Origin of the sequence: Pseudomonas sp. ADAK18, assembly GCF_012935695.1 — a bacterium.
Taxonomy (GTDB): domain Bacteria; phylum Pseudomonadota; class Gammaproteobacteria; order Pseudomonadales; family Pseudomonadaceae; genus Aquipseudomonas.
In genome coordinates, this window is sequence record NZ_CP052859.1 from 376,703 (window position 1) to 400,745 (window position 24,043).

Sequence of the window (24,043 nt, forward strand, 5' to 3'; positions counted from 1 at the left end):
CTTCCCTGTGCAGGGGAGTGAGCCTATGAGAGCGGGCGAGAGACTGAAATTCTCGTTGTTCGATGGTGTGCGTGGGAAAAGTCATTTTGAGCAACGGGCTCCTATAACTCAGCCTGGGAGCGGCAAGATTCGGGTTCTCGTTTATTTAACGTTTTCGTACTCGCTGGTTTCACACTCGGTGATCGTGCGGAGAAAACTCAGGGCTCGCGGGGCTCAATCAGCTTAGGTAATGAACCTCTGGTGCAAGATCCGGGTATTCGATCGCCATATCTGTAAGGCACTGCCGCATGAGCTTTGCGTCGCGGGGTAAGTGTTCCGAGAAAACACTCCAGCCAACGAGTTCCAGTTTTATTGGCATCTCCACCAGGCCGGTGATGGCATCCCAGAAGGCGTCCCAGTTATAGCCGTACCAGTCGGGGAAGCTGAGTGCGTTGCTCAGGGTTGAATGGAGTTCGCCCGAGTCCTTGACGCTACTTAAGTCAATTTCTACAACGGGTAATCTAGCCACCTATTCTCCGAGATGCGTTTGGCCTAGAGGTTTGAGCCTGATAAGAGTTGTCAGAGCACGTGCCTGGAAATCAACTTCGATATTTCAACAATCGAAGTCTTCCCGGTAAATTCAAACTTAACCTTCCCCACCGACGAAAAATAAATCTCCAACTCCGAATCCAGGTCAAACGTGCCAGACGTTTCCACCGAATACGCGACGATGTTTTTATAGGGCAGGGAGGTGAAGTCTTTCTTACTGCCGGTGATGCCTTGCACATTCACGGCGATGATGCGCTTGGTGGTGAAGACCACGCCGTCGCGCATGGCTTTGTAGGAGTCGATGACGTGTTCGTCATCCAGCAGCAGGGACGATACGCGTTCGGCGTATTCGTTGTTTTGTTTGAGTTTGAAGAAGCCTTTGTTGTTGAAGTCGATCATGTTGACGGTCCTTGTGGTGAGCCAGTGAGGGCGCGTTTTCGTTGACGTCCATCGCGGGCAAGCCCGGCTCCCACAGGGGAGCTGTGTCACTGGATGGCTTTGAGGTAGTCCTTGAGTGCGTCGAGCGGCGTGTTCAGTTCCTCAAGCGTTGGGGCTTGGTGAACGTCAGTCGCCAGTTTTTGCAGCTCGCGACCCAGCACGGTGTCGGCACCTAAGGCGTGCAAAGCCTGCGCGATGCATTCATCGAGCTTGAGTTGAATGGCATCGAGGTCTCCTTTGCGCACCAGCAACCCAAACACTTCCCTCTCATACTCGCTCATGATCAGATCATCCCGCAAAACCGGGCTGCCACCGTCCGTCTCATAAGCCAATTTGAGGGCGAATAGCGCCACCGTCTCCAGCGTCAATTCCATGGTCCAGGTTCCTCTGCTGTCTCGTGTGCCCGCCAACCGGCACTTTTCTACAGGCGAAAAAAAAGACCTTGAATTTCAAGGTCTTTTTTTAAGATGGTGCCCCGAGGGAGACTCGAACTCCCACTCCTTTCGAAAACGGATTTTGAATCCGCCGCGTCTACCAATTCCGCCATCAGGGCTCAATGGCGGCGAAGTATAGAGATGAGATTACCGTTGGTCAATCACGTTTCATGGTCTATTTTCACTATTTCCGCTAGACTTCCCGGCCCTGCTAGACGAACCCCATCATGCGCGTTGCTGACTTTACTTTTGAGCTCCCTGATTCGCTGATCGCTCGCCACCCTTTGGCCGAGCGTCGCGCCAGTCGACTGCTGACCCTGGACGGGGTCAGCGGTGCCCTTGCACACCGTCAATTCACTGATTTGCTTGAGCATTTGCGCCCAGGCGATTTGATGGTTTTCAACAATACCCGGGTGATTCCGGCACGGCTGTTTGGCCAGAAAGCGTCCGGCGGCAAGCTGGAAATTCTGGTAGAGCGGGTGCTGGACAGCCATCGCGTGCTGGCCCATGTGCGTTCCAGCAAGTCGCCGAAACCAGGGTCGAAGATCCTTATCGACGGCGGTGGCGAAGCCGAGATGCTGGCGCGTCATGATGCGTTGTTCGAGCTGGGGTTTGCCGAGGAAGTACTGCCGCTGCTGGAGCGGGTTGGGCATATGCCGTTGCCTCCTTATATAGACCGCCCGGACGAAGACTCGGACCGCGAGCGCTATCAGACAGTGTATTCCGAGCGCTTGGGCGCGGTGGCTGCACCGACGGCGGGGCTGCACTTTGATCAGCCGTTGTTGGAAGCGATTGCCGCCAAGGGCATCGAATCTGCCTTTGTGACCCTGCACGTGGGGGCCGGGACGTTTCAGCCGGTGCGTGTGGATAACATTGAAGACCATCACATGCACAGCGAATGGTTGGAAGTCAGCCAGGACGTGGTGGATGCGGTCAATGCGTGCAAGGCCCGCGGTGGTCGTGTGGTGGCGGTCGGTACCACCAGCGTGCGTTCTTTGGAGAGTGCGGCGCGCGACGGCTTGCTCAAGCCCTTCAGTGGCGATACCGATATCTTTATTTACCCAGGCCGGCCGTTCCATGTGGTCGATGCCCTGGTGACTAATTTCCATTTGCCGGAATCCACGCTGTTGATGCTGGTGTCGGCCTTCGCTGGTTATCCCGAAGCCATGGCCGCCTATAAGGCCGCCATCGAGCATGGATACCGTTTTTTCAGCTACGGTGATGCGATGTTTATCACCCGCAATCCGGCGCCGCGCGGCCCAGAGGAACAAGTATGAGTCGTATGTCGTTTGAACTGCTGGCCACCGACGGCAAGGCCCGTCGTGGTCGCCTGACCTTTCCGCGTGGCACCGTCGAGACCCCGGCATTCATGCCGGTCGGTACCTATGGCACGGTAAAAGGCATGATGCCACGGGATATCGTCGCCACCGGCGCCGAGATCATCCTGGGCAACACCTTTCACCTGTGGTTGCGCCCGGGCACGGAAGTGATCAAGAAGCACGGCGACCTGCATGACTTCATGAAGTGGCAAGGCCCGATCCTGACCGACTCCGGTGGTTTCCAGGTGTTCAGCCTGGGCGCCATGCGCAAGATCAAGGAAGAGGGCGTGACCTTCGCCTCGCCGGTCGACGGTTCCAAGGTGTTCATGGGCCCGGAAGAGTCGATGCAGGTCCAGCGTGACCTGGGCTCCGACATCGTGATGATTTTTGATGAATGCACACCGTACCCGGCCGATGAAGACGTGGCGCGGATCTCGATGGAGTTGTCGTTGCGTTGGGCCCAGCGTTCGAAGAATGCCCATGGTGACAACACTGCGGCCTTGTTTGGCATTGTGCAGGGCGGCATGCACGAAAACTTGCGCAAGCGCTCCCTGGAAGGCCTGGACAAGATCGGCTTTGACGGCCTGGCCATCGGCGGTCTGTCGGTGGGCGAGCCCAAGCACGAGATGATCAAGGTACTGGATTACCTGCCGGGCCTGATGCCGGCTGACAAACCTCGTTACCTTATGGGCGTTGGCAAACCTGAAGATCTCGTAGAGGGTGTGCGCCGCGGTGTGGACATGTTCGATTGCGTGATGCCAACCCGTAATGCCCGCAATGGGCATCTGTTCATCGATACAGGCGTGCTGAAGATCCGTAACGCGTTCCATCGCCATGATGATTCGCCGCTGGATCCCACCTGTGACTGCTATACCTGCCAGAACTTCTCCCGTGCTTATCTGCACCATCTGGACAAGTGTGGGGAAATGCTGGGTAGCATGTTGAATACCATCCACAATTTGCGTCACTACCAAGTCCTGATGGCTGGTTTGCGCGAGGCTATTCAACAGGGTACATTGGCCGCCTTCGTCGATGCCTTCTATGCCAAGCGCGGGCTGCCTGTGCCGCCCTTGGACTGAGTTTTCCGACCCTAAGATTCACTATTTGCAACTGGAGTGCTAAATGAGCTTTTTTATCTCTAATGCCATGGCTGATGCCGCTGCGCCGGCCGCTGCCGGTCCCCTGGGTGGTGGTTTTGAGTGGATTTTCCTGGTCGGCTTCCTGGTCATCTTCTACCTGATGATCTGGCGTCCACAGGCCAAGCGCGCCAAAGAGCAGAAGAACCTGCTGGGCAGCTTGCAGAAAGGCGACGAAGTTGTGACCACCGGCGGTATCGCTGGCAAGATCACCAAGGTTTCCGATGCTTTCGTGGTTCTGGAAGTCTCCGACACCGTAGAAATGAAGTTCCAGAAGGGCGCCATCGCCGCCACGCTGCCAAAAGGCACGCTCAAAGCGATCTAAGTTCCAACCTTTACCAATCGACGGGGCGCGCAAGGCGCCCCGCGTTATAAGCGGGCGGCGTGATGCTGAACAAATACCCTCTGTGGAAATACGTACTGATCCTGGCGGTGCTGGCGATCGGTTTTATTTATTCCGCTCCCAATCTCTATCCTGATGACCCGGCGATCCAGATCACTGGCGCCAGCACTGCGTTGCAGGTCAATCAGGCTGATCTGGACCGCACGAGCAAAGCGCTCACCGACGCGGGTATCCAGGTTAAAGCGGCAACATTGGCAGCTGATGGCAAGGGCGGTTTGTTGCGCCTGACCAAGCAAGAAGACCAATTGCCGGCCAAAGACGTTGTGCGCAAGATCATGGGTGATGACTACGTCGTCGCGCTGAACCTGGCACAGACCACGCCAAAATGGCTGCGCAGCATTGGCGCGCACCCGATGAAGCTGGGTCTGGACTTGTCCGGTGGTGTGCACTTCCTGTTGGAAGTGGACATGGACAAGGCCCTCGATGCTCGCCTGAAGGTCTATGAAGGCGATGTGAAGAGCCTGCTGCGTAAAGAGAAGTTGCGCTATCGCAGCCTGCCGCAGCTCAACGGTGCCATCCAGCTGGGCTTTGCTGACGAAGCAACCCGCGAACAGGCCCGTGCGCTGATCCGCAAGAACTTCAACGATTTCGACATTGTTCCGGCCGACCTCAATGGTCAAGCGGTACTGCGTCTGGCGATGACCCCGGCCAAGCTGGCGGAAATCCGTGAATACTCCATCAAGCAGAACTTGACCACGGTACGTAACCGCGTCAACGAGCTGGGTGTGGCCGAGCCGCTGGTTCAGCGCCAGGGTGCCAACCGCATCGTGGTTGAGCTGCCGGGCGTGCAGGACACCGCTGAAGCCAAGCGGATCCTCGGCAAGACCGCCAACCTCGAGTTCCGTCTGGCTGCAGAGCCAGGTGCTTCGAAAGCCACTTCCGAAACCTTCGAGTTCCGCGAAGGCAACCGACCTGCGGCTCAGATCGAGCGTGGCCTGATCATCACCGGTGACCAGGTGACTGATGCCAAGGCTGGTTTCGGCGAGCATGGGACGCCCGAAGTGAACATCCGTCTGGATGGTCATGGTGGCGAGCTGATGAACCGCGCGACCCGCAGCAACGTCGGTCGCAGCATGGCGGTGATCTTCATCGAGCAGCGTCCGGTCACCACCTACACCAAGCAGATGGTCAACGGTGTCGAGAAAGACGTACCGGTGCAGACCTTCAAGGAAGAGAAGAAGATCATCAGCCTGGCGACTATCCAGTCGCCGCTGGGTGCTCAATTCCGTATCACGGGCCTGAACGGCCAGGGCGAATCGTCCGAGCTGGCGCTGCTGCTGCGTGCCGGTGGTCTGGCGGCACCGATGTACTTCGCTGAAGAGCGCACCATCGGCCCTAGCCTGGGTGCTGACAACATCACCAAAGGTATCGATGCTTCCCTGTGGGGCATGCTGTTCGTGTCGCTGTTCATCATGGCCATCTACCGCTTCTTCGGTTTGATCGCCACGGTCGCACTGGCGGTGAACATGGTGCTGCTGCTGGCCTTGATGTCGCTGCTGGGGGCTACGCTGACCCTGCCAGGCATCGCCGGTATCGTACTGACCATGGGTATGGCGGTGGACGCCAACGTGCTGATCTTCTCGCGGATTCGTGAAGAGATCGCCGCCGGCATGACCGTGCAAAGGGCAATCAACGAAGGCTTCGGCCGGGCATTTACCGCGATTCTCGACGCCAACCTGACCACGCTGTTGGTCGGCGGTATCCTGTTTGCGATGGGCACAGGTCCAGTCAAAGGCTTTGCGGTGACCATGTCCCTCGGGATCTTTACCTCGATGTTCACGGCCATCATGGTGACCCGCGCAATGGTCAACCTGATCTTTGGCGGGCGTGACTTCAAGAAGTTGTGGATTTAAGGGGCTGCCATGTTACGTACAATCAACTTCATGGGCGTTCGCAACGTTGCGTTCGGCGTCACTGTGCTCCTTACCGTCCTGGCGTTGTTCAGCTGGTTCCATAAGGGCCTGAACTATGGTCTGGACTTCACCGGCGGTACGCTCATCGAGCTGACCTACGAGAAGGCAGCCGATGTTACCCAGGTGCGGACCGAGCTGAACCAGGCCGGTTACCACGAGGCCATCGTGCAGAGTTTCGGTGCGACTACCGACCTGCTGGTGCGTATGCCAGGCGAAGACCCGCAATTGGGTCACCAGGTAGCCGAGGCCTTGCAGAAGGCTGGTGGCGACAACCCGGCAACGGTCAAGCGCGTCGAGTTCGTGGGTCCGCAAGTGGGTGAAGAGCTGCGCGACCAAGGCGGCCTCGGCATGCTGATGGCGCTGGGCGGCATCCTGATCTACCTGGCGTTCCGCTTTCAGTGGAAGTTCGCGGTCGGCGCCATTGTGTCGCTGATCCACGACGTGGTGGTGACCGTGGGTATCCTGGCCTATTTCCAGATCACCTTCGACCTGACGGTCTTGGCAGCGGTGCTGGCGATCATTGGTTACTCCCTCAACGACACCATCGTGGTATTTGACCGGGTTCGCGAGAACTTCCGGGTACTGCGCAAGGCGACGCTGATCGAGAACATCAACATCTCCACCACCCAGACCCTGCTGCGCACCATGGCGACATCGATCTCGACGTTGTTGGCGATTACCGCGCTGATGGTGTTCGGTGGCGACAACCTGTGGGGCTTCTCGCTGTCGCTGTTTATCGGCGTGCTGGCAGGTACCTACTCGTCGATCTACATCGCCAACGTGGTGCTGATCTGGCTGAACCTCAACAGCGAAGATTTGATCCCTCCGGCCAGCACTGGCAAGGAGGTCGACGACCGTCCTTGATGGGCGATTGTTGATCTGCTGTTACAAAGAAGGCGCGAGTATTGAACTCGCGCCTTTTTTTTGGCTCCAAGGCTGGGTATAGCGCGGACGTTTCGGTCCGTTTGTGATGGTCAGGAGGTTCATGTGAACAAGTCGTTGCTGGTTGGTGCGGTATTGGGTGCTGTCGGTGTGACTGCCGGGGGCGCTGTTGCCACCTACAGCCTGGTAAAAAGCGGCCCTGAGTATGCGCAAGTGCTGGCTGTGCAGCCGGTGAAAACCCAGATCAAAACCCCGCGCGAGGTCTGCAAGGATGTCGCGGTAACCCGGCAGAAACCGGTACAGGATCAGCATCAGATCGTCGGTACGGTGGTTGGTGCGCTGGCCGGTGGTTTGTTGGGTAACCAGGTTGGTGGCGGTAATGGCAAGAAGCTGGCCACGGTGGCCGGTGCGGTCGGTGGCGGTTATGCCGGTAACAAGGTTCAGGAAGGTATGCAGAACCGTGATACCTACACCACGACTCAAACCCGCTGTAACACTGTGAATGACATCAGTGACAAGGTTGTCGGGTATGACGTGCGGTATCTGCTGGATGGCAAGGAAGGTTCCGTGCGCATGGATCGTGATCCGGGCGGCCAGATTCCGGTGAACAAGGAAGGGCAGTTGGTACTTGGCCAGAATCAGCCGGGCCAATAAGTTGCCGTGATTGAGTGTTCTTCAGGGCTCACTCAAAAACCAGGCATAAAAAAAGCACCCCTAGGGGTGCTTTTTTGTGCTCGCTCGCTTAGCGCTTCAGCGAAGCCGGCAGGTGCGGTTGGATCGCCGTCAGTACTGCCTTGAAGCATTTGGTGTTGCCGGCAACCACATGGCCCTTCTCCAGGAAGTCGTGACCGCCGGTGAAGTCGCTCACCAGGCCGCCTGCTTCTTGAATCAGCAGCGCGCCTGCAGCCATGTCCCACTCGGACAGGCCCGACTCCCAGAATGCGTCAAAACGACCAGCGGCCACGTAAGCCAGGTCCAGGCTTGCAGCGCCGGCGCGACGGATGCCAGCGGTCTGGCCTACTAGGGCGCGGAACATGCCCAGGTAGTTTTCCAGGTTGTCCATCTGGTCATCACGGAACGGGAAGCCTGTGCCCAGCAGGGCGCCGTCCAGGCTGGTGCGACCGCTGACGCGCAGGCGACGACCATTGAGCTGGGCGCCACGGCCGCGGCTGGCGGTGAATTCTTCCTGGCGAACCGGGTCCAGAACAACAGCGTGTTCCAGGCGGCCACGGTATTTGCACGCGATGCTCACGGCAAAGTGCGGGATGCCGCGCAGGAAGTTGGTGGTGCCATCCAGTGGGTCGATGATCCACAGGTAGTCTTCGCCTTCGCCGCTACCTTTGTGCAGGCCGGTTTCTTCACCGAGGATGCCGTGGGTAGGGTAGGCCTTGCGCAGAGCGTCGATGATTTTCTGTTCGGCGGCGCGATCCACCTCGGATACGTAATCCTTGGCGTCTTTTTCGTCGACCTTGATGGTGTCCAGGCGCTCGATGGAGCGGAAGATCAATTCACTGGCGCTGCGGGCGGCGCGCAGCGCGATATTCAGCATGGGCTGCATGGATGTGTCACCTAAGGTTGTTAAAGAAAGCCGAGCATTCTAGCAGAAACTTTCTTCAGGTGAAGGATGACGTTAGCTTTCATGGCATAACCTTAGGCTGTTCTGTAAGATTTGCTCCCCTTTCCCGTGTCCGAGAGCGCCTCCCTTGCTGCAAAACATTCGTGTCGTCTTGGTCAATACCAGTCATCCCGGCAACATCGGTGGGGTGGCGCGAGCCATGAAAAACATGGGGCTGACGCGCCTGGTGCTGGTCGAGCCTCGCCTGTTTCCGCATCACGAGGCCGATGCCCGCGCGTCCGGCGCCAATGACATCCTCGCAAGTGCGCAAGTTGTTGCCACTCTGGAAGATGCCTTGGTGGGCTGTAATTTGGTGTTGGGTACCAGCGCCCGCGACCGTCGTATCCCCTGGCCACTGCTCGACCCCCGCGAATGCGGCACCAAAGTGGTCGAGGAGGCTGCCGGCGGCGCTGAAATTGCCTTGGTGTTCGGTCGTGAAGATTCCGGCCTGACCAATGACGAGCTGCAGCGATGTCATTACCACGTGCACATCCCCTCAGACCCTGAGTTCAGCTCGTTGAACCTCGGGGCGGCGGTGCAGGTGTTGAGTTATGAAGTGCGCATGGCTTGGTTGGCGGCTGAAGGCCAGCCGAGCAAGGTTGAGAAGGACGAGGTTGCGTCGACCAAGAGTGGCGAGTTGGCCACCATGGATGAGCTGGAGCGGTTCTATGAGCACCTGGAGCAAACCCTGGTAGCCATTGAGTTCCTCGACCCGGAAAAACCACGGCACTTGATGGCGCGCCTGCGTCGGCTGTACGGACGCAGCTCGGTCAGTCGGGCGGAAATGAATATATTGCGTGGCATCCTCACGGAAACCCAGAAGGCGGCCCGTGGCGAGCTTCTTAAGCGGAAGGATTAAAAATGTTCGAGCGTTTGCGAGAAGATATCCAGAGTGTATTCCACCGTGACCCGGCGGCGCGCAACGCCTTTGAAGTGCTGACCTGCTACCCGGGCATGCACGCGATCTGGATTCACCGTCTGTCCGGCGCCTTGTGGAATATGGGCTGGAAGTGGCTGGCGCGGCTGGTGTCGAACTTCGGCCGTTGGTTGACCGGGATCGAGATTCATCCGGGGGCCAAGGTCGGTCGTCGGTTCTTTATCGACCATGGCATGGGCATCGTTATCGGTGAGACAGCCGAAATTGGCGATGATGTGACCCTGTATCAGGGCGTGACCCTTGGTGGCACCACCTGGAACAAGGGCAAGCGTCACCCAACCCTGGAAGATGGTGTGGTGGTGGGGGCGGGTGCCAAGGTGCTTGGGCCGTTTACTGTCGGTGCCGGGGCCAAGGTTGGCTCCAACGCTGTGGTTACCAAGGCTGTGCCGCCTGGCGCTACCGTAGTGGGTATTCCGGGGCGGATCATCGTCAAGCCGCAAGTCGGTGATGAGCAGGAAGCCAAGCGCAAGGCTATGGCCGAGAAGATCGGCTTTGATGCCTATGGTGTGAGCGAAGACATGCCTGATCCGGTGGCTCGCGCTATCGGCCAATTACTTGATCACCTGCAAGCGGTGGACGGCAAGCTGGACGGCATGTGCGGCGCGTTAAAGGATCTTGGCAGTAGCTACTGCGCCAAGGACTTGCCGGAGCTGCGCAAAGAAGACTTTGCCGAGATCAAGGACGAAAGCGCCAGTAAGGCGAGCTAAGTCTCAAGGCTAATGCAACCCCTGTGGGAGCTGGCTTGCTTGCGATAGCGGTCTGCCAGTTCCATTTCCGGTTCTGATCCACCGCTATCGCAGGCAAGCCAGCTCTCACAGGGGATCTCCATTGGTCTCGCAATCGTGCTCAGGTCTTGATCCTGCTGTTCGATGTCGCCCCATCCTGCTATTATTCGCGCGCCCTTTTTACGGGTATTCCTGACTAAAGTACTAGGTCTTATAGTTGACTTAAATACTCGGGAATCGCATACTTGCTCCCATTCTGAAACACCTTGGTACTTGTCCATGAGACTGACTACAAAAGGCCGATACGCGGTAACCGCCATGCTTGATCTGGCCTTGCACGCGCAAAATGGGCCGGTGTCCCTGGCCGATATCTCCGAGCGCCAAGGCATTTCCCTGTCCTACCTCGAGCAGTTGTTCGCCAAGTTGCGCCGCAGCAATCTGGTTTCCAGTGTTCGTGGTCCAGGTGGCGGCTATCAACTGTCCCGCGATATGCAGGGCATTCAGGTGGCCCAGGTGATCGACGCGGTCAACGAGTCCGTCGATGCCACCAAATGCCAGGGCCTGGGTGATTGCCACGCCGGCGACACCTGCTTGACGCACCACTTGTGGTGCGATCTGAGCCTGCAGATCCATGATTTTTTGAGTGGTATCAGCTTGGCTGATCTTGTGACTCGCCGTGAGGTGCAAGAAGTAGCCCAGCGTCAGGACCAGCGCCGTTGCAACACCAAGGCGCCGCGTCTGGACAAGATTGAAGCGTCCGCCGTCGAGTGACAGCCGAAGAGCTAACGGCACGCCAGCCAGCCTGATTTAGGAGAAAGTCCATGAAATTGCCGATTTACCTTGATTACTCAGCGACCACCCCGGTTGATCCGCGTGTCGCGCAAAAGATGAGCGAATGCCTGTTGGTTGACGGAAACTTCGGCAACCCGGCGTCCCGTTCCCACGTTTTCGGCTGGAAAGCTGAAGAGTCCGTGGAAAACGCTCGTCGCCAGGTCGCCGACCTGGTCAATGCCGACCCGCGTGAAATCGTCTGGACCTCCGGTGCCACCGAGTCCGACAACCTGGCAATCAAGGGCGCCGCGCATTTCTACTCCACCAAAGGCAAGCACCTGATCACCACCAAGATTGAGCACAAGGCTGTCCTCGACACCATGCGCCAACTGGAGCGTGAAGGTTTTGAAGTCACCTACCTCGAGCCAACCACCGACGGTATCGTGACCCCGGCGATGATCGAAGCTGCGATGCGTGAAGACACCATCCTGGTTTCCGTGATCCACGTGAACAACGAAATCGGCACCATCAACGACATCGCGGCCATCGGCGAGCTGACTCGCTCCAAAGGTGTTCTGCTGCACGTCGACGCCGCTCAGTCCACCGGCAAGGTCGATATCGACCTGTCGAAACTGAAAGTCGACCTGATGTCGTTCTCTGCCCACAAGACCTACGGTCCTAAAGGCATCGGTGCTCTCTACGTGAGCCGCAAGCCTCGCGTGCGCATCGAAGCCACCATGCACGGCGGCGGTCACGAGCGCGGCATGCGCTCCGGCACCCTGGCGACTCACCAGATCGTCGGCATGGGCGAAGCTTTCCGTGTAGCCAAGGAAGACATGGCTGCCGAAAACGTGCGCATCAAGGCTCTGAGCGATCGCTTCTACAAGCAGGTCGAAAACCTTGAAGAGCTGTACATCAACGGCAGCATGACTGCCCGTGTACCGCACAACCTGAATTTGAGCTTCAACTACGTCGAAGGCGAGTCGCTGATCATGGCGCTCAAGGACCTGGCGGTTTCGTCCGGCTCGGCCTGTACCTCGGCCTCTCTTGAGCCGTCCTACGTCCTGCGCGCCCTGGGCCGCAACGACGAGTTGGCGCACAGCTCGATCCGCTTTACGTTCGGCCGTTTCACCACCGAAGAAGAAGTCGACTACGCCGCGCAGAAAGTCTGCGAGGCCGTTACCAAACTGCGCACTTTGTCGCCGCTGTGGGACATGTACAAAGACGGTGTCGATATCTCCAAGATCGAGTGGGCGGCACACTAAATATAGAAGCCGCCACCCAAAGGCTCTGTAAAAACGTGGCGGAAAACGCAGGCGTTTTTGCAGGGTTCCAGAGCGGCCCTGATGAGTGAGGATTCAGTACCATGGCTTACAGCGAAAAGGTCATCGACCACTACGAAAACCCGCGTAACGTCGGCAAGATGGACGCGGAAGACCCAGATGTGGGCACCGGCATGGTCGGCGCTCCGGCGTGCGGCGACGTTATGCGCCTGCAGATCAAGGTCAACGATCAAGGTGTCATCGAAGATGCCAAGTTCAAGACCTACGGCTGCGGTTCGGCGATCGCCTCCAGCTCCCTGGCGACCGAATGGATGAAAGGCAAGACCCTGGATGAGGCTGTCACCATCAGCAACACCCAACTGGCCGAAGAACTGGCCTTGCCGCCAGTGAAAATCCACTGCTCGGTACTCGCAGAAGACGCCATCAAGGCGGCCGTTCGCGACTACAAGCAGAAGAAAGGCTTGATCTAAGCATTTGGCGACGAGTAAGGAGTCACGATGGCTATCAGCATGACAGAAGCGGCGGCTAAACACGTGCGACGCTCCCTTGACGGGCGCGGCAAAGGTGAGGGGATTCGTCTGGGTGTTCGCACCACGGGCTGTTCCGGCCTTGCCTACGTGCTGGAGTTTGTCGATGAGGTGGTCGAGGAAGATCAGGTGTTCGAAAGTCACGGCGAGAAAGTGATTATCGACCCGAAAAGCCTGACCTACCTGGACGGCACCGAACTCGATTTCGTCAAGGAAGGGTTGAACGAAGGCTTCAAGTTCAACAACCCCAACGTACGCGGTGAATGTGGCTGCGGCGAAAGCTTCAACATCTGAGGCTGATTGTGGGTACTCCTTGTCATTTCGCTTTATTCGAGTTGCAGCCGAGTTTTCGCCTGGATCTTGACCAGCTTGCCACGCGCTATCGTGAATTGGCGCGAGGGGTGCATCCGGACCGTTTCGCTGACGCTTCCGAGCGTGAGCAACGCTTGGCGCTGGAGCAATCAGCCAGCCTCAATGAAGCCTATCAGACGCTCAAAAACCCTCCCAAACGCGCGCGCTACCTGCTCGCCATGGGCGGTCGCGAGCTGCCACTTGAGGTCACGGTTCAAGACCCTGATTTCCTGATGCAGCAGATGCAGTGGCGTGAAGAACTCGAAGACTTGCAGGACGAGGCCGATCTGGCTGGCGTCGCAGTCTTCAAGCGCCGTCTGAAAGTGGCTCAGGATGAACTCAACGAAAGCTTCGCGGCTTGTTGGGATGATGCGGCGCAACGCGAACAGGCCGAACGCCTGATGCGGCGCATGCAGTTCCTCGACAAGCTCACCTACGAAGTGCGCCAGTTAGAAGAGCGCCTCGACGATTAACCCAGTGCTGCCCACGTTGCACGCCTGATAGACAGATAAGACCTGATTACCATGGCCCTACTGCAGATCGCCGAACCCGGCCAAAGTCCTCAACCGCACCAGCGTCGTCTGGCGGTCGGGATTGACTTGGGCACTACCAATTCGTTGGTCGCTGCGTTGCGCAGCGGTCTTTCCGAACCGCTGCCCGACGCTGATGGCCAGGTCATCCTGCCGTCTGCCGTGCGTTATCACGCTGACCGCACCGAAGTCGGTGAGTCAGCAAAGCTGGCGGCATCTACCGACCCCCTGAACACCGTGCTGTCAGTCAAGCGCTTGATGGGTCGCGGTCTGTCCGACGTCAAGCAACTGGGCGACCAACTGCCATACCGCTTTGTCGGTGGCGAGTCCCATATGCCGTTCATCGACACCGTCCAGGGCCCGAAAAGCCCGGTGGAAGTGTCGGCGGATATCCTCAAGGTTCTGCGCCAGCGCGCCGAAACCACCTTGGGCGGTGAGCTGGTCGGTGCGGTGATCACTGTTCCTGCGTATTTCGATGACGCTCAGCGCCAGGCTACCAAGGACGCGGCAAAACTTGCCGGCCTGAACGTGCTGCGCTTGCTCAACGAGCCGACCGCTGCCGCTGTGGCTTACGGTCTCGATCAACACGCCGAAGGCCTGGTCGCTATTTACGATCTGGGTGGCGGTACGTTTGATATCTCTATTCTGCGCCTGACCGGCGGTGTCTTCGAAGTCCTGGCTACCGGTGGCGACAGCGCCCTGGGTGGTGACGATTTCGATCACGCCATTGCTGGTTGGATCATTACCAGTGCCGGGTTGTCTGCCGATCTGGATCCGGGCGCGCAACGTAACTTGCTACAAACCGCCTGCGCCGCGAAAGAAGCACTGACTGACGCCGCGTCGGTTGAAGTTTCCTACGGTAGCTGGTCGGCCCAACTGACGCGCGACGCCTTTGATGCGCTGATCGAGCCAATGGTCGCCCGCAGCCTGAAAGCTTGCCGCCGCGCCGTTCGTGATTCCGGTATCGAGTTGGAAGACGTCGGCGCCGTGGTTATGGTGGGTGGTTCGACTCGGGTGCCACGCGTTCGCGAAGCCGTTGCCGAAGCCTTTGGTCGCCAGCCGCTGACCGAAATCGATCCGGATCAAGTGGTGGCCATTGGTGCCGCGATCCAAGCCGATACCCTTGCCGGCAACAAACGCGATGGTGGCGAACTGCTTCTGCTCGACGTGATTCCGTTGTCCCTGGGGCTGGAAACCATGGGCGGCCTGATGGAGAAGGTGATTCCACGTAACACCACCATCCCTGTCGCTCGCGCCCAGGACTTCACGACGTACAAAGATGGCCAGTCGGCCATGGCGATTCATGTGTTGCAGGGCGAGCGTGAGCTGATCAGCGACTGCCGCTCCTTGGCACGCTTTGAGCTGCGCGGTATTCCGGCCATGGTTGCCGGCGCGGCGAAGATTCGCGTGACCTTCCAGGTCGATGCCGACGGCTTGCTCAGCGTTGCTGCCCGTGAGTTGGGCTCGGGCGTTGAAGCCAGCATCCAGGTCAAGCCGTCCTACGGCCTGACCGACGGCGAAATCGCCAAGATGCTCAAGGATTCGTTCCAGTACGCCGGTGACGACAAGGTCGCCCGTGTACTGCGTGAGCAGCAGGTCGATGCCCAGCGCCTGCTCGAAGCGGTGCAGGGCGCCCTGGATGCTGATGGCGACCGCCTGCTGGATGCTGAAGAACGCCTGGTCATCAACCTGCAGATGCAGGACTTGGCCGAACTGATGAAAGGCACCGATGGTTACGCCATCGAGCAGCAGACCAAGCGCCTGTCGCAAGTGACCGATGCCTTTGCCGCCCGTCGTATGGACCAGTCGGTAAAAGCCGCCCTGGCGGGCCGCAACTTGAATGAACTTGAGGATTAACTGATGCCGCAGATCATTTTTCTGCCACACGCCGAGCATTGCCCGGACGGTATGGTTGTGGAGGCTGAGACCGGCAAGTCCATTCTCGAAGTCGCTCACGACAACCACATCGAGATCGAAAGCGCCTGCGGCGGCGTCAACGCCTGTACAACCTGTCACTGCATCATCCGTGAAGGTTTCAATAGCCTCGAAGAGGCTGATGAGCTGGAAGAGGACTATCTTGATAGGGCGTGGGGTCTGGAGCCGACATCGCGCTTGAGCTGTCAGGCAAAAGTGGGAACAGAAGACCTTACCGTCGAAATTCCGAAATACTCGCTTAACCATGCCGCCGAAGCGCCGCACTGACTGGTAGAACTGTCATGAGTTACGGTTGGAATGATGTACAACGCATTGCTGAAGAACTGGCTGAAGCCAAGCCGGGTGTCAGTCCGCTGACGGTCAACTTCGTCGACCTGCAACGATGGATCATGGAGTTGCCTGATTTCGACAATACCTCCGGTCGCTGCGGCGAGAAGGTGTTGGAGGCCGTCCAGGCGCTCTGGATCGAAGAAATAGACTGATCATCCCCGCAGGTTAGGCAATACCCAAGAACCCGCGTATAATTCGCGGGTTTAATTTTTCGTAAATTACCGTTTCTGGAGTTACACCATGGCTGTTCAACGTACTTTCTCCATCATCAAGCCTGACGCTGTTGCAAAAAACGTCATCGGCGAGATCACCACTCGTTTCGAAAAAGCCGGCCTGAAGGTTGTAGCTTCGAAACTCAAGCAACTGTCCAAGGCTGAAGCTGAAGGCTTCTACGCTGAGCACAGCGCCCGTGGTTTCTTCGGTGACCTGGTTGCTTTCATGATCTCCGGTCCTGTTGTTGTCCAGGTTCTGGAAGGCGAAAACGCTATCGCTCTGAACCGTGAGCTGATGGGCGCTACCAACCCTAAAGAAGCTGCTGCTGGCACCATCCGTGCTGACTTCGCTGACTCCATCGATGCCAACGCTGTACACGGTTCGGACTCCGAAGCCGCTGCTGCTCGCGAAATCTCGTACTTCTTCGCAGCTACTGAAGTAACCACTCGCTAAGCATTGGCTTAAGAGTGAAGGTGAATCCATGACTACATTGACTGCAAAAACCAACCTGCTGGGTCTGACTCAACAGGAAATGGAAAAATTCTTCGACTCAATCGGGGAGAAGCGTTTCCGTGCCGCTCAGGTAATGAAGTGGATTCACCATCTTGGTGTCGATGATTTCGACGCCATGACGAACGTCAGCAAGGCCCTGCGCGACAAGCTCAAGACCATTGCCGAAGTTCGCGGCCCCGAGGTTGTCAGCGAGGACATCTCCACCGACGGCACCCGTAAGTGGGTGGTGCGTGTGGCGTCCGGTAGCTGCGTCGAGACCGTCTACATTCCCCAGGGCAAACGCGGCACTCTGTGCGTTTCGTCCCAGGCAGGCTGTGCCCTGGACTGCAGTTTCTGCTCCACTGGCAAGCAAGGTTTCAATAGCAACCTCACCGCCGCCGAAGTCATCGGCCAGGTGTGGATTGCCAATAAATCGTTCGGCAGCATCCCGGCGACCGCCGATCGTGCCATCACCAATGTGGTGATGATGGGCATGGGTGAGCCGCTGCTGAACTTCGACAACGTCGTCGCGGCCATGCATTTGATGATGGACGACCTGGGCTACGGCATCTCCAAGCGCCGTGTGACCCTGTCGACCTCCGGCGTGGTGCCGATGATCGATGAGCTGGCCAAGCACATCGACGTCTCCCTGGCGTTGTCCCTTCACGCACCGAATGACGCATTGCGTAACCAATTGGTGCCGATCAACAAGAAGTATCCGCTTAAGATGCTGCTCGAATCTTGCCAGCGCTACATGGCGACCTTGGGTGAGAAGCGTGTGTTGACCATTGAGTACACCATGCTCAAGGACATCAACGACAAGGTCGAGCACGCGGTCGAGATGATCGAGCTGCTCAAGAATGTACCGTGCAAGATCAACCTGATTCCGTTTAACCCGTTTCCCCATTCTGGCTACGAGCGGCCGAGCAACAACGCCATCCGCCGCTTCCAGGATCAACTGCACCATGCCGGCTTCAATGTCACTGTACGCACCACCCGTGGTGAAGACATCGATGCGGCATGTGGCCAACTGGTAGGACAGGTGCTGGATCGCACCCGTCGTAGCGAACGTTATATCGCCGTGCGTGAGTTGAGCGCTGACAGCGATATGCCGCAAAGCGCTGCGACTCGAACCTGAGAGAGGATCTCTATGCCCTTGCGCCTTGCGCTGCTGTTGCTGGTTGCCAGTCTCACGACTGGCTGTGTTTCATCGGGCTATGACAGCCCTTTGCAAACCGGCAAGGGCCGTGATGAGGCGCGTGCTGCCTATGTGCAGTTGGGCTTGGGCTACTTGCAGCAAGGGATGACCGAGCAGGCCAAGGTTCCATTGAAGAAGGCTCTTGAGCTGGATGGCAACGATGCCGACGCCAACGCGGCATTGGCCCTGGTGTTTCAGGCTCAGGCCGAACCTGAGTTAGCCGCCGAGTATTTCCAGAAGGCTCTGGCTTCACGTCCTGCCGATCCACGCTTGCTGAATAATTACGGCAGCTTTTTGTTTCAGCAGAAACGCTATGATCTGGCGTCCGATTATTTCCAGCAGGCTGCGGCGGATACCCTTTACCCTGAGCGCTCGCGGGTTTTCGAGAACCTTGGGGTGACTTCAATGCTTCTCGGCCAGCGCGACACCGCCCGCCAGCAACTGGAAAAAGCCCTGCACCTGAACCAGCATCAGCCACGAGCGTTGCTCGAAATGGCTGAGTTGTCCTTCGAAGACAGGCATTATGTGCCGGCACGTGACTATTACGAGCGTTTTAGCCTGCTCAGCGGGCAAAATGCACGTAGTCTATTGCTCGGTGTGCGCTTGGCGACGGTTCATGAGGAACGCGACAAGGCCGCACGTTTTGGCCAGCAATTAGAACGACTCTATCCCGGTACGCCGGAATATCAGCAATACCTGTCGGAGCAATGATGAAAGCGGCGCACCCGGAAGTTGTAGCAGCTAATCGCATAAACCCAGGCGAGACCTTGCGTCAGGCCCGCGAAAGTAATGGTTGGTCGCTGGCAGAAGTGGCCCTCAAGCTCAATTTGACCACCACTTCATTGGGAAACCTGGAAACCGGCGCGTTCGACAAGCTGCCAGGGCATACCTTTGCCCGGGGCTATATCCGCGCCTATGCCAAATTGCTGGGTATTGATCAGACCGCGCTGGTCCAGGAATTCGACCAGTTCACCGGTACCGACTCCCAAGGCAGTAATGTCCATGGCCTGGGCCGCATTGAAGAGCCGGTACGGGTTTCCCACACTATTTTGCGAATTGTCAGTCTGTTGCTGCTGATCGCTGTAATCGGTGGTGGTTTCGTCTGGTGGCAGGACCAAACGTCCTTGCGCTCCAAAGACCTGGTCAGCAACGCTATGGAACATGTCGAAGTCGAAAGTGCCGACGGTACCACCCAGATTCATCCGCTTGACGAGCCGGAAGAGCCGGCTGCGACTCAGACCCAAACGACACCTGAAGGCCAGGCCAACCTGGATCTGCAAGCGGGTCAGCCGGCTGTTGAAGCCAGCGTTGACCCAGCCGCTACGGCGGTTGCCCCAGCCCCGGCTGTGCCTGCAACGCCAACAACCCCGATTCATGCTCCGGTAGCGGCGGTCCAGGCCCCAGTCACGACGGCTCCGGTCGCTCCGGTAGCACCGGCGGTTGCCGCACCAATAGCCCCAGCGCTTATCGCGGGTGACGGGCGTGTACAGATTACCTACGTTGCTGACTGCTGGACGCAAGTCACTGACGGTAATAGCAAAGTGTTGTTTAGTGGTCTGAAGCGTAAGGGAGATACGCTTGACCAAGGCGGCAAGCCTCCTTTGACGCTGCGTCTGGGCTTTGCCCGTGGCGCGCAAGTGGCCTACAACGGCCAGCCTGTGGACGTGGCGCCGTTCACCAGTGGCGAGACTGCTCGCCTGAAGTTGGGACAATAGTCATGCACGGCGAATCTCCAATCAAACGTCGCGTATCGCGCAAGATCTGGGTCGGCTCGGTTCCGGTGGGTGGCGACGCCCCCATCGCGGTACAGAGCATGACCAACAGCGACACCAACGATGTTGCGGCCACCGTCGCCCAGATTAACCGTCTGGAAGCTGCCGGCGTCGATATCGTCCGGATTTCCGTTCCGGACATGGATGCTGCCGAAGCCTTCGGCCGCATCAAGCAGTTGGTCAAAGTACCGCTGGTGGCCGACATTCATTTCGACTACAAGATCGCCCTGCGTGTGGCGGAGTTGGGTGTCGATTGCCTGCGGATCAATCCGGGCAACATCGGTCGCGAAGACCGGGTGCGCGCCGTGGTGGATGCCGCCCGTGATCGTGGGATCCCGATCCGCATCGGCGTCAACGCCGGTTCCCTGGAAAAAGATCTGCAAAAGAAATACGGCGAGCCGACTCCGGCGGCGCTGGTTGAATCCGCGCTGCGCCACGTTGAACACCTCGAACGCCTGAATTTCCAGGACTTCAAGGTCAGCGTAAAAGCTTCCGACGTGTTCATGGCAGTAGAAGCCTACCGTCTGTTGGCCAAGGAAATTGTCCAGCCGTTGCACTTGGGTATCACTGAAGCCGGTGGTTTGCGTTCAGGCACAGTGAAATCTGCGGTGGGTCTCGGTATGCTGCTGGCCGACGGGATTGGCGATACTATTCGCATCTCCCTGGCGGCAGACCCGGTAGAGGAAGTGAAAGTCGGCTACGACATTCTAAAATCCCTGCATTTGCGCTCCCGTGGCATCAACTTCATTGCCTGCCCGAGTTGTTCGCGGCAGAACTTCGACGTGGTGAAAACCATGAACGAACTGGAAGTGCGCCTGGAAGACCTGCTGGTGCCATTGGATGTTGCTGTAATCGGTTGCGTGGTCAACGGGCCGGGTGAGGCCAAAGAGGCTCATGTGGGCCTGACCGGTGGTACGCCTAACCTGATTTATATCGACGGCAAACCGTCGCAGAAATTGACGAATGACAATCTGGTGGATGAGCTGGAACGGCTGATCCGCCAGAAAGCGGCCGAAAAGGTCGAAGCTGACGCTGCGGTTATCGCGCGCGGCTGATCGAACGAATTTAAGGATTTGATGTGAGCAAGTCTCTGCAAGCCATTCGTGGCATGAACGACATCCTGCCTGAGCAGACGCCCCTGTGGCGTTACTTCGAGGCGACTGTCGCGCGCCTGCTGGATAACTACGGTTACAAGCAGATCCGCATGCCGATCGTCGAGTTCACCGAGTTGTTCAAGCGCTCTATCGGTGAAGTGACCGACATCGTCGAAAAAGAGATGTACACCTTCGAAGACCGCAACGGTGACTCCCTGACCTTGCGTCCGGAAGGCACTGCTGCGTGCGTACGCGCTGTTCTGGAGCACGGCATCACCGGTGGTGGCCAGACCCAGAAACTGTGGTACATCGGCCCGATGTTCCGTCACGAGCGTCCACAGAAAGGCCGTTATCGCCAGTTCCACCAGATCGGTTGTGAAGTGTTCAACCTGGACGGTCCGGACATCGATGCCGAGTTGATCGTGCTGACTTGGCGCCTGTGGGGCCAGTTGGGCATCCGCGACGCCGTCAAGCTTGAACTCAACAGCCTGGGCACCAGCGAATCTCGGGGCCGCTACCGCGAAGCCCTGGTGGAATTTCTGTCGGCCCACCTGGACAAGCTGGATGAAGACAGCCAGCGCCGCCTGAAAACCAACCCGTTGCGGGTCCTGGATACCAAGAACGCCGATACCCAGGCTGTGCTGGTAGATGCGCCAAAAATGGCCGACTACCTGGATGAGGAATCTCGCACGCACTTCGAGGGCCTCAAGGCTCGCCTGGATGCGGCCGGTATTCCCTACGTCATCAACCCGAAGCTGGTGCGCGGCCTGGATTACTACAGCAAGACCGTATTCGAGTGGGTCACCGACAAACTCGGCGCTCAGGGCACCGTGTGTGCCGGCGGTCGTTACGACGGCCTGGTCGAGCAGATGGGCGGCAAGCCAACCACTGGTGTCGGTTTCGCCATGGGTATCGAGCGACTGATCCTGCTGCTGGAAACCCTGGAGCAGATCCCCGAAGAGATTTCCCGTCAGGTGGATGTGTACCTGTGCGCCTTTGGTGAGGCCGCCGAACTGGCAGCCCTGGCCTTGAGCGAGAAGGTCCGTGACCAACTGCCTAACCTGCGCCTGCAGATCAATGCCGGCGCTGGCAGCTTCAAGAGCCAGTTCAAGAAAGCCGATAAGAGCGGCGCGTTGTATGCGCTGATCCTGGGCGATGACGAGTTGGCCCAGCAAGTGGTAGGTTTCAAACCCCTGCGTGGCCAGGGCGAACAACAAAGCATTGCCTTTGATGCGCTTGCTGCGCACTTGGCCACCTGCGTCGTGCAGGGTTGAAGCTGTCAAACAGCCGATTTAGCGATTAAGGAGTATTGGGGTGTCGAGTACTGATGATGACCAGCTGGCCGAGTTGAAAGACTGGTGGCAGCGCAACGGCAAGCCCCTGGTCACTGGCGGCTTGCTGGCTTTAGTGGTGGTGTTCGGCTGGCAAGCCTGGCACAAGTATCAGGGCAACCAGTCCCAGGGTGCCTCGATCCTCTATCAGCAACTGTTGGAAACCACGCTGACGCCAGATGGCAAGCCTGATCCTGCCCAAGTGGCGGACCTGGCTGGCAAGCTGAAAAGCGAATTTGGCGGTAGCGCCTACGCCCAGTACGGCAGCCTGTTCGTCGCAAAAGTTGCGGTCGATACCGGTAAGTTGGATGACGCAGCTTCCGAGCTGAAAGCTATTACCGACAAGCCGGTCAACCCGACCTTGGGTGAAATCGCACGCCAGCGCCTGGCGCAGGTACTGGCGGCACAGAACAAGCCTGATGATGCACTGAAACTGCTCGACGGCGATGCTGACAAGGCATTCCTGGCTACTCGTGAAGAGCTCAAGGGCGACCTGTTGGTCCAATTGGGTCGTACCGACGAAGCCAATGCTGCGTACCAAAAAGCCAAGGCTGCGCTGTCTGATGAAGCGGCGGTCGGTGGCTTACAAATCAAGCTGGACGACCTGGCCAAAGGGGATGCATGACGTGATCCGTTGGAAACATGCAGCATTGCTGGCTCTGGCCGTTTTGGCCGCGGGTTGCAGCAGCAACAGCAAAAAAGAACTGCCTCCTGCCGAGCTGACCAGCTTCAAGGAAGAAGTGGTCCTGCAAAAACAGTGGAGCCGCTCCGTCGGTGATGGTCAGGGCGACCTCTACAATCTGTTGGTGCCGGCAATCGACGGTGACAACATTGTGGCCGCTGACTCCACTGGCGTCGTGATGTCCATGGATCGCATGAACGGCGACGTCAAGTGGAAGAAAGACCTCGACGTACCGGTATCCGGTGCCGTCGGTGTGGGCTACGGCCTGGTGATGCTGGGTACGCTGAAAGGCGAAATCATTGCACTGGACTCGACCAACGGTGAAGAGAAATGGCGCGCTCGCGTGACCAGTGAAGTGCTCGCACCGCCTGCCAACAACGGCGATGTCGTTGTTGTGCAGACTCAGGATGATCGTGTGATCGGCCTTGATGCCGCCACCGGCACCCAGCGTTGGTTGTATGACAGCACCCCGGCAGTCCTGACCTTGCGCGGTACCAGTGGTCCGGTTGTGACCAATAACCTGGCAGTAGCAGGCTTGTCGACCGGTAAAGTGGTCGGCCTGAATATCCAGAACGGCGTGCCGGCCTGGGAAACCCGAGTAGCGATTCCACAGGGTCGCTCGGAACTGGATCGCGTGGTGGACATCGACGGTGGCTTGCTGCTGTCGGGTGAAACCGTTTATGTCGCGACTTACCAGGGCCGTGTGGCTGCGCTGGACCTGCAAAGCGGCCGGATCAACTGGCAGCGTGATGCATCCAGCTACGCCGGTGTCGCCCAAGGGTTTGGCAGCGTCTATGTCAGCCTGGCGTCCGGTACTGTTGAAAGTGTCGACGAACGCTCCACCACTGCACTGTGGAGCAACGACTCCCTGGCCCGCCGCCAGCTGTCGGCACCGGAAGTGTTCTCCAGCTACGTAGCGGTAGGCGACTTTGAAGGTTACCTGCATCTGCTGAGCCAGGTAGACGGTCGTTTTGTCGGTCGCGAACGTATTGACAGCGATGGCCTGCGTTCTCGCCCGCTGGTGGTAGGTAATATGCTTTACGTGTTTGGTAACAGTGGCAAGCTGGAAGCCCTGACCATCAAGTAAAGAACTATGCTTGGGGTAACCCCCAGGCGGCCCTGCTTCGGCAGGGCATGCGGCACCTCCGGGTGCTGCCCCGAGCACCAGCCGCTGCCTTGCAGCGGCTTTTGTATTTTCTGAAAT

28 protein-coding genes and 1 tRNA gene are annotated in these 24,043 nt (G+C 58.2%); 24 read left to right on the forward strand and 5 right to left on the reverse strand.

All coding sequences use genetic code 11. The features are described 5' to 3' along the window. Window positions 1-217: 217 nt before the first annotated feature. From HKK55_RS01700 to HKK55_RS01715, 4 genes are all read right to left on the reverse strand, one after another. Complete coding sequence (locus tag HKK55_RS01700) at window positions 218-508, reverse strand: barstar family protein (protein WP_169353079.1); 291 nt, start codon at window positions 506-508, stop codon at window positions 218-220. Window positions 509-558: 50 nt separating this feature from the next. Continuing rightward, window positions 559-927 (reverse strand): PH domain-containing protein, encoded by a 369-nt coding sequence (locus HKK55_RS01705; protein WP_169353080.1) that lies wholly within the window; start codon window positions 925-927, stop codon window positions 559-561. Between the two features lie 86 nt (window positions 928-1,013). Further along, window positions 1,014-1,340: a hypothetical protein gene (locus HKK55_RS01710; RefSeq protein ID WP_169353081.1), complete on the reverse strand. Its 327-nt coding sequence runs from the start codon at window positions 1,338-1,340 to the stop codon at window positions 1,014-1,016. A gap of 94 nt (window positions 1,341-1,434) precedes the next feature. Beyond that, a tRNA-Leu gene (locus HKK55_RS01715) sits at window positions 1,435-1,519 on the reverse strand. Window positions 1,520-1,627: 108 nt separating this feature from the next. Here HKK55_RS01715 and queA point away from each other — a divergent pair. From queA to HKK55_RS01745, 6 genes are all read left to right on the forward strand, one after another. Next, window positions 1,628-2,677 carry a tRNA preQ1(34) S-adenosylmethionine ribosyltransferase-isomerase QueA gene (queA, locus tag HKK55_RS01720; protein WP_169353082.1) on the forward strand — a complete coding sequence of 350 codons (1,050 nt, stop codon included), beginning with the start codon at window positions 1,628-1,630 and terminating at the stop codon, window positions 2,675-2,677. Window positions 2,678-2,682: 5 nt separating this feature from the next. After that, a complete protein-coding gene (gene tgt / locus HKK55_RS01725; RefSeq protein ID WP_169357766.1) occupies window positions 2,683-3,798 on the forward strand; it encodes a tRNA guanosine(34) transglycosylase Tgt in 1,116 nt (371 codons plus the stop codon). A 43-nt stretch (window positions 3,799-3,841) separates the two neighbouring features. Next, on the forward strand, window positions 3,842-4,180 hold the full coding sequence (gene yajC / locus HKK55_RS01730) for a preprotein translocase subunit YajC (protein WP_076017553.1): 339 nt from the start codon (window positions 3,842-3,844) through the stop codon (window positions 4,178-4,180). A gap of 62 nt (window positions 4,181-4,242) precedes the next feature. After that, entirely contained in the window at window positions 4,243-6,111 is a 1,869-nt protein-coding gene (secD, locus tag HKK55_RS01735) for a protein translocase subunit SecD (RefSeq protein WP_169353083.1), read from the forward strand. 9 nt (window positions 6,112-6,120) lie between these two features. Further along, the gene (secF, locus tag HKK55_RS01740; protein ID WP_155581727.1) at window positions 6,121-7,035 is read left to right on the forward strand and encodes a protein translocase subunit SecF; all 915 of its coding nucleotides are present in this window, start codon (window positions 6,121-6,123) and stop codon (window positions 7,033-7,035) included. Window positions 7,036-7,158: 123 nt separating this feature from the next. After that, window positions 7,159-7,707 carry a glycine zipper 2TM domain-containing protein gene (locus HKK55_RS01745; RefSeq protein ID WP_169353084.1) on the forward strand — a complete coding sequence of 183 codons (549 nt, stop codon included), beginning with the start codon at window positions 7,159-7,161 and terminating at the stop codon, window positions 7,705-7,707. Window positions 7,708-7,795: 88 nt separating this feature from the next. On the opposite strand, the gene suhB is transcribed toward HKK55_RS01745, so the two are convergent. Continuing rightward, complete coding sequence (suhB, locus tag HKK55_RS01750) at window positions 7,796-8,611, reverse strand: inositol-phosphate phosphatase (RefSeq protein WP_003175971.1); 816 nt, start codon at window positions 8,609-8,611, stop codon at window positions 7,796-7,798. 145 nt (window positions 8,612-8,756) lie between these two features. On the opposite strand from suhB, the gene trmJ reads away from it, so the two are divergent. From trmJ to bamB, 18 genes are all read left to right on the forward strand, one after another. Then, window positions 8,757-9,527 (forward strand): tRNA (cytosine(32)/uridine(32)-2'-O)-methyltransferase TrmJ, encoded by a 771-nt coding sequence (trmJ, locus tag HKK55_RS01755; RefSeq protein ID WP_169353085.1) that lies wholly within the window; start codon window positions 8,757-8,759, stop codon window positions 9,525-9,527. Between the two features lie 2 nt (window positions 9,528-9,529). Next, a complete protein-coding gene (gene cysE, locus HKK55_RS01760; protein WP_169353086.1) occupies window positions 9,530-10,312 on the forward strand; it encodes a serine O-acetyltransferase in 783 nt (260 codons plus the stop codon). Between the two features lie 297 nt (window positions 10,313-10,609). Continuing rightward, window positions 10,610-11,101 (forward strand): Fe-S cluster assembly transcriptional regulator IscR, encoded by a 492-nt coding sequence (gene iscR / locus HKK55_RS01765; protein ID WP_169353087.1) that lies wholly within the window; start codon window positions 10,610-10,612, stop codon window positions 11,099-11,101. A 50-nt stretch (window positions 11,102-11,151) separates the two neighbouring features. Next, window positions 11,152-12,366: an IscS subfamily cysteine desulfurase gene (locus HKK55_RS01770; protein WP_155581724.1), complete on the forward strand. Its 1,215-nt coding sequence runs from the start codon at window positions 11,152-11,154 to the stop codon at window positions 12,364-12,366. A 101-nt stretch (window positions 12,367-12,467) separates the two neighbouring features. Beyond that, window positions 12,468-12,854 carry a Fe-S cluster assembly scaffold IscU gene (gene iscU / locus HKK55_RS01775; protein ID WP_155581723.1) on the forward strand — a complete coding sequence of 129 codons (387 nt, stop codon included), beginning with the start codon at window positions 12,468-12,470 and terminating at the stop codon, window positions 12,852-12,854. A gap of 27 nt (window positions 12,855-12,881) precedes the next feature. Next, window positions 12,882-13,205: an iron-sulfur cluster assembly protein IscA gene (gene iscA, locus HKK55_RS01780; protein WP_017478657.1), complete on the forward strand. Its 324-nt coding sequence runs from the start codon at window positions 12,882-12,884 to the stop codon at window positions 13,203-13,205. Window positions 13,206-13,213: 8 nt separating this feature from the next. Further along, complete coding sequence (hscB, locus tag HKK55_RS01785; RefSeq protein ID WP_169353088.1) at window positions 13,214-13,735, forward strand: co-chaperone HscB; 522 nt, start codon at window positions 13,214-13,216, stop codon at window positions 13,733-13,735. A 51-nt stretch (window positions 13,736-13,786) separates the two neighbouring features. Continuing rightward, on the forward strand, window positions 13,787-15,649 hold the full coding sequence (gene hscA, locus HKK55_RS01790) for a Fe-S protein assembly chaperone HscA (protein ID WP_169353089.1): 1,863 nt from the start codon (window positions 13,787-13,789) through the stop codon (window positions 15,647-15,649). Window positions 15,650-15,652: 3 nt separating this feature from the next. Continuing rightward, window positions 15,653-15,994, forward strand: coding sequence for an ISC system 2Fe-2S type ferredoxin (gene fdx, locus HKK55_RS01795; protein ID WP_003209674.1), 342 nt, complete (start codon window positions 15,653-15,655; stop codon window positions 15,992-15,994). Between the two features lie 14 nt (window positions 15,995-16,008). Next, window positions 16,009-16,209: a Fe-S cluster assembly protein IscX gene (gene iscX, locus HKK55_RS01800; protein WP_169353090.1), complete on the forward strand. Its 201-nt coding sequence runs from the start codon at window positions 16,009-16,011 to the stop codon at window positions 16,207-16,209. An 88-nt stretch (window positions 16,210-16,297) separates the two neighbouring features. Next, a complete protein-coding gene (gene ndk / locus HKK55_RS01805) occupies window positions 16,298-16,723 on the forward strand; it encodes a nucleoside-diphosphate kinase (protein WP_017846179.1) in 426 nt (141 codons plus the stop codon). 28 nt (window positions 16,724-16,751) lie between these two features. Continuing rightward, complete coding sequence (rlmN, locus tag HKK55_RS01810; RefSeq protein ID WP_169353091.1) at window positions 16,752-17,900, forward strand: 23S rRNA (adenine(2503)-C(2))-methyltransferase RlmN; 1,149 nt, start codon at window positions 16,752-16,754, stop codon at window positions 17,898-17,900. Between the two features lie 12 nt (window positions 17,901-17,912). Then, window positions 17,913-18,671: a type IV pilus biogenesis/stability protein PilW gene (gene pilW, locus HKK55_RS01815; RefSeq protein WP_169353092.1), complete on the forward strand. Its 759-nt coding sequence runs from the start codon at window positions 17,913-17,915 to the stop codon at window positions 18,669-18,671. Then, window positions 18,671-19,675: a RodZ family helix-turn-helix domain-containing protein gene (locus HKK55_RS01820; RefSeq protein WP_169353093.1), complete on the forward strand. Its 1,005-nt coding sequence runs from the start codon at window positions 18,671-18,673 to the stop codon at window positions 19,673-19,675. The genes pilW and HKK55_RS01820 overlap by 1 nt, the downstream gene beginning before the upstream one ends. Window positions 19,676-19,677: 2 nt before the next feature. Further along, the gene (gene ispG / locus HKK55_RS01825; RefSeq protein ID WP_155581716.1) at window positions 19,678-20,787 is read left to right on the forward strand and encodes a flavodoxin-dependent (E)-4-hydroxy-3-methylbut-2-enyl-diphosphate synthase; all 1,110 of its coding nucleotides are present in this window, start codon (window positions 19,678-19,680) and stop codon (window positions 20,785-20,787) included. A 23-nt stretch (window positions 20,788-20,810) separates the two neighbouring features. Beyond that, entirely contained in the window at window positions 20,811-22,100 is a 1,290-nt protein-coding gene (gene hisS, locus HKK55_RS01830) for a histidine--tRNA ligase (RefSeq protein ID WP_169353094.1), read from the forward strand. A 40-nt stretch (window positions 22,101-22,140) separates the two neighbouring features. Continuing rightward, window positions 22,141-22,782, forward strand: a complete 642-nt coding sequence (locus HKK55_RS01835) for a YfgM family protein (RefSeq protein ID WP_169353095.1) — start codon at window positions 22,141-22,143, stop codon at window positions 22,780-22,782. After that, window positions 22,775-23,926, forward strand: a complete 1,152-nt coding sequence (gene bamB / locus HKK55_RS01840; protein WP_169353096.1) for an outer membrane protein assembly factor BamB — start codon at window positions 22,775-22,777, stop codon at window positions 23,924-23,926. The genes HKK55_RS01835 and bamB overlap by 8 nt, the downstream gene beginning before the upstream one ends. Window positions 23,927-24,043 lie beyond the last annotated feature (117 nt).

Excerpts from the sequence above, each read along its gene's own strand:
- HKK55_RS01705 (WP_169353080.1), bottom strand. The coding sequence starts at position 927 with ATGATCGACTTCAACAACAAAGGCTTCTTCAAACTCAAACAAAACAAC.
- HKK55_RS01710 (WP_169353081.1), bottom strand. The coding sequence starts at position 1,340 with ATGGAATTGACGCTGGAGACGGTGGCGCTATTCGCCCTCAAATTGGCT.
- queA (WP_169353082.1), top strand. The coding sequence starts at position 1,628 with ATGCGCGTTGCTGACTTTACTTTTGAGCTCCCTGATTCGCTGATCGCT.
- tgt (WP_169357766.1), top strand. The coding sequence starts at position 2,683 with ATGTCGTTTGAACTGCTGGCCACCGACGGCAAGGCCCGTCGTGGTCGC.
- yajC (WP_076017553.1), top strand. The coding sequence starts at position 3,842 with ATGAGCTTTTTTATCTCTAATGCCATGGCTGATGCCGCTGCGCCGGCC.
- secD (WP_169353083.1), top strand. The coding sequence starts at position 4,243 with ATGCTGAACAAATACCCTCTGTGGAAATACGTACTGATCCTGGCGGTG.
- secF (WP_155581727.1), top strand. The coding sequence starts at position 6,121 with ATGTTACGTACAATCAACTTCATGGGCGTTCGCAACGTTGCGTTCGGC.
- suhB (WP_003175971.1), bottom strand. The coding sequence starts at position 8,611 with ATGCAGCCCATGCTGAATATCGCGCTGCGCGCCGCCCGCAGCGCCAGT.
- cysE (WP_169353086.1), top strand. The coding sequence starts at position 9,530 with ATGTTCGAGCGTTTGCGAGAAGATATCCAGAGTGTATTCCACCGTGAC.
- iscR (WP_169353087.1), top strand. The coding sequence starts at position 10,610 with ATGAGACTGACTACAAAAGGCCGATACGCGGTAACCGCCATGCTTGAT.
- HKK55_RS01770 (WP_155581724.1), top strand. The coding sequence starts at position 11,152 with ATGAAATTGCCGATTTACCTTGATTACTCAGCGACCACCCCGGTTGAT.
- iscU (WP_155581723.1), top strand. The coding sequence starts at position 12,468 with ATGGCTTACAGCGAAAAGGTCATCGACCACTACGAAAACCCGCGTAAC.
- iscA (WP_017478657.1), top strand. The coding sequence starts at position 12,882 with ATGGCTATCAGCATGACAGAAGCGGCGGCTAAACACGTGCGACGCTCC.
- hscA (WP_169353089.1), top strand. The coding sequence starts at position 13,787 with ATGGCCCTACTGCAGATCGCCGAACCCGGCCAAAGTCCTCAACCGCAC.
- fdx (WP_003209674.1), top strand. The coding sequence starts at position 15,653 with ATGCCGCAGATCATTTTTCTGCCACACGCCGAGCATTGCCCGGACGGT.
- iscX (WP_169353090.1), top strand. The coding sequence starts at position 16,009 with ATGAGTTACGGTTGGAATGATGTACAACGCATTGCTGAAGAACTGGCT.
- ndk (WP_017846179.1), top strand. The coding sequence starts at position 16,298 with ATGGCTGTTCAACGTACTTTCTCCATCATCAAGCCTGACGCTGTTGCA.
- rlmN (WP_169353091.1), top strand. The coding sequence starts at position 16,752 with ATGACTACATTGACTGCAAAAACCAACCTGCTGGGTCTGACTCAACAG.
- pilW (WP_169353092.1), top strand. The coding sequence starts at position 17,913 with ATGCCCTTGCGCCTTGCGCTGCTGTTGCTGGTTGCCAGTCTCACGACT.
- HKK55_RS01820 (WP_169353093.1), top strand. The coding sequence starts at position 18,671 with ATGAAAGCGGCGCACCCGGAAGTTGTAGCAGCTAATCGCATAAACCCA.
- ispG (WP_155581716.1), top strand. The coding sequence starts at position 19,678 with ATGCACGGCGAATCTCCAATCAAACGTCGCGTATCGCGCAAGATCTGG.
- bamB (WP_169353096.1), top strand. The coding sequence starts at position 22,775 with ATGCATGACGTGATCCGTTGGAAACATGCAGCATTGCTGGCTCTGGCC.